The organism is Halorubrum persicum (genome assembly GCF_002727125.1).
Classification (GTDB): domain Archaea; phylum Halobacteriota; class Halobacteria; order Halobacteriales; family Haloferacaceae; genus Halorubrum; species Halorubrum persicum.
The window spans coordinates 1-5,528 of sequence record NZ_NHOA01000095.1; the positions used below are offsets into that span (position 1 = coordinate 1).

The 5,528-nt window shown below is 71.9% G+C and carries 5 protein-coding genes; 4 read left to right on the top strand and 1 reads right to left on the bottom strand.

The features are described from left to right. Positions 1-2,201, top strand: a 2,201-nt coding sequence (locus DJ69_RS11305) for a helicase-related protein (RefSeq protein WP_099255700.1), incomplete at its 5' end; no start/stop codon positions are given. A gap of 518 nt (positions 2,202-2,719) precedes the next feature. Here DJ69_RS11305 and DJ69_RS11310 read toward each other — a convergent pair. Further along, positions 2,720-3,358 carry an MBL fold metallo-hydrolase gene (locus tag DJ69_RS11310; protein ID WP_099255701.1) on the bottom strand — a complete coding sequence of 213 codons (639 nt, stop codon included), beginning with the start codon at positions 3,356-3,358 and terminating at the stop codon, positions 2,720-2,722. Between the two features lie 117 nt (positions 3,359-3,475). Between DJ69_RS11310 and DJ69_RS11315 the strand changes: the two genes are divergently transcribed. The 3 genes from DJ69_RS11315 to DJ69_RS11325 form a co-directional block, all read left to right on the top strand. Next, positions 3,476-3,658 carry a DUF5786 family protein gene (locus DJ69_RS11315; RefSeq protein WP_004049114.1) on the top strand — a complete coding sequence of 61 codons (183 nt, stop codon included), beginning with the start codon at positions 3,476-3,478 and terminating at the stop codon, positions 3,656-3,658. 4 nt (positions 3,659-3,662) lie between these two features. Continuing rightward, positions 3,663-4,250 (top strand): endonuclease dU, encoded by a 588-nt coding sequence (locus DJ69_RS11320; protein ID WP_099255702.1) that lies wholly within the window; start codon positions 3,663-3,665, stop codon positions 4,248-4,250. Between the two features lie 114 nt (positions 4,251-4,364). Further along, on the top strand, positions 4,365-5,528 hold a 1,164-nt coding region (locus tag DJ69_RS11325), incomplete at its 3' end, for a glycerate kinase type-2 family protein (RefSeq protein ID WP_099255703.1).

Genomic DNA, 5,528 nt, shown 5'->3' on the forward strand with positions numbered 1-5,528 from the left:
CGCCGATCACGGACCGCGACGCGACGCTCGCCGGCGAACTGGCGGTCGACGAGACGACCGCGAGCCACGTCCGGACGATCCGGGAGATCGTCGCCGCCCACGAGTCTACGCTGATCTTCGTCAACACGCGACAGACCGCGGAGGCGCTCGGCTCGCGGTTCAAGACGCTCGCGGAGCGGGAGCGGCAGGCGGCCGAACGCGGCAGTGAGGGCGGCGCCGCCGACCCCACCGAGATCGAGGTCCACCACGGCTCGCTCTCGAAGGACGTGCGGATCGACGTGGAAGACCGGTTCAAGTCGGGCGACCTGGACGGGCTCGTCTGCACCTCCTCGATGGATCTCGGGATCGACGTGGGGCGCGTCGATCACGTGGTCCAGTACGGGAGCCCGCGCGAGGTCGCCCGCCTGCTCCAGCGCGTCGGGCGCGCGGGGCACCGCCGCGATCTAGTCTCCGAGGGGACCGTCGTGACGCAGGGCGGCGACGACACGCTCGAAGCGCTGGCGATCGCGCGGCGCGCCGGCGCCGAGCTCGTGGAGCCGGCCGCGATCCACCACGGCAGCCTCGACACGGTCGCCAACCAGATCGTCGGGATCGTGATGGACGAGGGCGACGTGCACGCCCGCGAGGCGTACCGGATCGTCACGAGCGCGTACCCCTTCAGCGACCTCTCGGAGCCGCAGTTCCAGGAGGTCGTCCGCGAACTCGACGGCAACCGGCTGCTGTGGCTCGACGAGGAGTCGGACACCCTCGAAAAGTCGGGCGGCACGTGGCAGTACTTCTACGCGAACCTCTCGATGATCCCCGACGAGTCCACCTACGAGGTGTACGACATGTCCTCGCGGCGGGGGATCGGCACCTTGGACGAGCGGTTCGTCGTCAACTTCGCCGGGCCGGGGGAGACGTTCATCCAGCGCGGCGAGATGTGGCGGATCACCGAGGTCGACGAGGAGGAGGAGCGCGTGAACGTGACGCCCATCGCCGACCCCGCGGGCGAGGTCCCCTCGTGGATCGGCCAGGAGATTCCGGTCCCGAAGCCCGTCGCCGAGGAGGTCGGACGCATCCGCGGCGAGGCCGCCGAGGCGCTCTCGGCGGGGGCGACGCCCGAGGCGGTCGCGGGCGATCTCGCGGCGCGATACCCCGCCGACGAGGCGACGATCGCGACCGCGCTGAAGCCGGTCGTCGACCACGTCGACGCCGGCCATCTCGTCCCCACGGACCGCCGAATCGTGATCGAGGGGAGCGCGCGCACCGTCGCGGTCAACGCCGCCTTCGGCCACGAGGTGAACGAGACGCTCGCGCGCCTGCTCGCGGCGCTCGTCGGCCAGCGCGCGGGCTCGTCGATCGGGATGGACGTCGACCCGTACCGGATCGAGTTCGAGGTGCCGCACGGCGTCGACCCGGGGACCTTCCGCGAGGTGCTGGAGACGACCGACCCCGACCGGCTGGAGGCGTACCTCGAACTCGCCCTGAAGAACTCCGACGCGCTCAAGTTCACGCTCGCGCAGGTCGCCGCGAAGTTCGGTTCCGTCAAGCGCTACCGCGAGGGGAGAGGCCGGTTCGGCGGCGACCGCCTGCTCGCGGCGCTGGAGGGGACGCCCGTCTACGACGAGGCGCTCCGCGAGGTGTTTCACGCCGACCTCGCGGTCGGGGAGACCGCCGAGCTGCTGGCGGACGTACAGGACGGGTCGCTCGCGACCGAGATCGCCCGCGAGCGCACCCCCCTCGGGACCGCCGGTCGATCGTCCGGCACGGAGTTCCTCGTCCCCGAGAACGCCGACGCCGACGTGATCGAGACGATCCGCGAGCGCATCCGGAACGACCGCGTCATCCTCTTTTGCCTCCACTGTGCCGACTGGACGCGCACGACGAAGGTGCGGCGCGTCCCCGACCAGCCGGAGTGCCCGGAGTGCGGCTCGACGCGGGTCGCCGCGCTGAACCCGTGGGACGAGGAGACGGTCGCGGCGGTCCGGGCGAGCGAGAAGGACGAGGAGCAGGAGCGGCGCACCGAGCGCGCCCACCGCGCCGCGAGCCTCGTCCAGACGCACGGGAAGCGCGCGGTGATCGCGTTGGCGGCCCGCGGCGTCGGCCCGCACAACGCCGCGCGGATAATCAACAAGCTTCGCGAGGACGAAGACGAGTTCTACCGCGACGTGCTCCGGCAGGAGCGCGAGTACGCCCGGACGCAGTCGTTCTGGGACTAGATCGAGAGTCGGGTGTGACAGTCGATTATTTATAAATGGTCGACGGCGCTGTGTTCGCATCGAAAGCTCCAGCCGCTCATTTATATAAGATCGATGGCGAGTCGTCGGTGAACGCCCCCAAAGCCCCAGTCGCTCGGCTGTACGTGGTCGATGATTCCCGGGTACAGGTCTCCAAAGCCCCAGTCGCGACGGCTCGCGGCCTCCCGGCCGCTCGCCAGCCGAGGGCTCCCTTCGGTCGCCCTCGCTACTCGCGCGGCTTGCTGCGTTCCTCGCTCGGTCGCTTTCGCTCCCTCGCTGCGGTACTTTCTGCGCCGTGCTTCGCCCTCGCGACTGCCCCTTTGAGTCCCATCCCGCACCGCACAGCGCGCGCCTCACACCTCCCCAGCCTCGCCGCGGCCGCCGGCGGCGGCCGCGGGCTCCCTCGCGCGTGCGCCTCGCGGCCTCCGGCCGCTCGCCGGCACGCGCCACCGCGTAATTACTTATAAATAGTCGCGAATGTCAACGGCGTAGTTCGTCCGCTACTCGGGGTATTTCGGCTCGCGGCGCTCGGCGCGCTCGGTCGCGCGCTCGATGACCTCGCGGACCGTGTCGGGACCGTCGCTCGCGCGGTAGACGTCGCCGTGCCCGGGGTACATCGCCTCAACGGTGTCCGGGAGGACGTTGAGAATCGTGTGGAGGCTCTCGATCAGCGCCTCGCGCGACTGGCCCGCCATGTCGGTGCGGCCGAACGAGCCGTCGTCGAACGCGCCGTCGTTGTAGACGACCACGTCGCCGGAGTAGAGCCGCTCTTCGCCCACCAGGGCGACGTGGTCGTCGGCGTGTCCGGGCGTCTCGACGACCTCGCAGGGTTCGTCGCCGACGAGGATCTCGTCGCCGTCGACGATCGCCACGTCGCGTCGCGGGTGGGCGGCGTTGGCGTAGAGCGTCGCGTCGAACCGGTCGAGCACCGCGTCGAGCTCGCCGACGTGGTCGCGATGTTGGTGGGTCAACACCACCCGGTCGAGCCCCTCGACCCCGGCGTCGGCGAGCGCGTCGGCGATCACGTCGTCGACGCCCGGCATCGTGCCGGCGTCCACGAGCGTCGGCGCCTCGCCGGGTACGAGGTACGCGTTGCAGGTGAACTCCTCCGCGTCCGCGGTGACGGTGATCGGCTCCATACGAGCACGAAGGGCGCCGAACGGGTAAAAGCGTGCAGACCCGCGAAGACGGCCCCGCCGGAGGATCTCCCGACGCCCGGGGATTTATCCCTCCCGGCGTGTTAGTAACACGCACATATGGGCTTCGGAAGCTACGACGAATCCGAACAGGAGAACCAAGACCTGGATGCGGATTTCGACGACGACGACGGAGTCCGAGCCGCTGAAGAGGTACACGAGGGCTCCGTCGATTACGAGCCCGGCGCGTCGAACGACGAGCTACTTGACCGGCTCCAAGAGATCAAGTCCGAGGAGACGTAATCAGGTGACACCGCCGAGCCGGACGCTCGGTATCGCATTCTCTGACGGGGACCGAACCAGCCGCCTAGCCGGGGCCATCGTCAGAGACGACGGGACCCTCGACGGGCTGGGGTTCGACGCCTGCACGGTCGGCGGGACCGACGCGACCGACGCCGCGATCGCGCTCTTCGACGACCTCGGCCGCGAAGACGTCCGCCACGTCGCCGTCGCGGGGATCGCGCCCGCGTGGTTCAACGTCGTCGACCTGTCGCGGCTACGCGACGCCGTGAACCGACCGGTGTACGCCGTGAGCTACGAGGAGAGCCCCGGGCTCGAACCGGCGCTGCGCGAGGCGTTCGACGGCGAGGCGCTCGCGCAGCGGCTCGACGCGTACCGGTCTCTGCCGCCCCGAGCGCGGGTGGAGCGCGGCGGATCCGGTCCGACCGTGAGCGACCCTCCCGAACCCGTGTTCGTCCGCGCGGTCGGGATCGAGACCGACGAGGCCGCCGCCGCCGTCCGCGGACTGATCCGCGAGGGGTTCCGCCGCCCGGAGCCGCTTCGGGTCGCCGCGATCGCGGCGAGCGCGCACCGAGAGGCGACGACCGAGCGGTAATCCTCCGCCGGTCGGCCAGCGGTCGCGCTGCCGGCGCCGCCGTGTCGGTCCGCCCGCACCGGGCGGGCTGCTCGGCCGCGTCGGATATATGTTCCTCCGGCGAGAGCCACCGCTATGACCGACGGTTCCGGCGTGCGGTTCCGCGACCGCGATCGACTCGCCCGAACGCCGACACACGAGACGGCCCTCGACTGCCTCGCGGCCGGGATCGAGGCCGCGCTCCCGGAGCGGCTGATCCGCGACGCCGTCTCGGTCCGGGGCGAGAGCCTCCGGATCGAGGGCACCGACGGCGCGGTCTGCGAGTACGACCTCGACGCGTACGACCGGGTCTCCCTCCTCGGGGCGGGGAAAGCGACCGCGGGCGCGGCGGAAGCGGTCGCGGGCGTGCTCGCCGAGGGCGGCCGGCCGATCGATGAGGGGCTGGTCGTGACGGACCAAACCCCGGACGAGCCGGACGGCGACTCGGTCGACGAGCCGTCGGCGAACGGGATCGAGGTCTTCCCCGGCGACCACCCGCTGCCGAGCGAGCGGGGCGTCGAGAGCACCCGGCGAGTCCTCGATGCGGCCGAGCGCGCCGGCCCCGACGATCTCGTGCTCGCCGTCATCACCGGCGGGGGGAGCGCGCTGCTGGCCGCGCCCGCGGACCCCCTCTCGGTCGACGCCCTCCGCGGGCTCACGTCGGCGCTGCTCGCCTCCGGCGCGTCGATCGACGAGATCAACGCCGTCCGCAAACACTGCTCCGCGGTGAAGGGCGGGCAGTTGGCGCGCACGATCGCGCCCGCGACGACGGCCACGTTGGCGGTCAGCGACGTGATCGGCGACCCGCTCGACACGATCGCGAGCGGGCCGACCGTCCCCGACCGCTCGACGTACGCGGACGCGCTGGCGGTGCTCGACCGGTACGACCTCGACGTGTCCGCCGCGGTGCGCGAGCGCCTGCGGGCGGGCGCCGACGGGGAGGTCTCCGAGACCCCGACGGCGGGCGATCCGGCGTTCGGCCGGAGCACGGCCGTCGTCGTCGGCAACGGGCGGACGGCGCTCGACGCGGCCGCGAGCGCCGCCGGGGACCGGGGGTACGAGCCGCTGGTGCTCTCCGCGAGCGTCCGGGGCGAGGCGCGCGAGGCCGGGACGACCCACGCCGCGATCGCCGAGGAGTGCGTCGCCCGCGGGTCGCCGATCGAGCCGCCGGCGGTGTTGCTCTCGGGCGGCGAGACCACCGTGACGGTCGAGGAGGCCACGGAGCCGGGGATGGGGGGCCCGAACGCGGAGTTCGTCGCG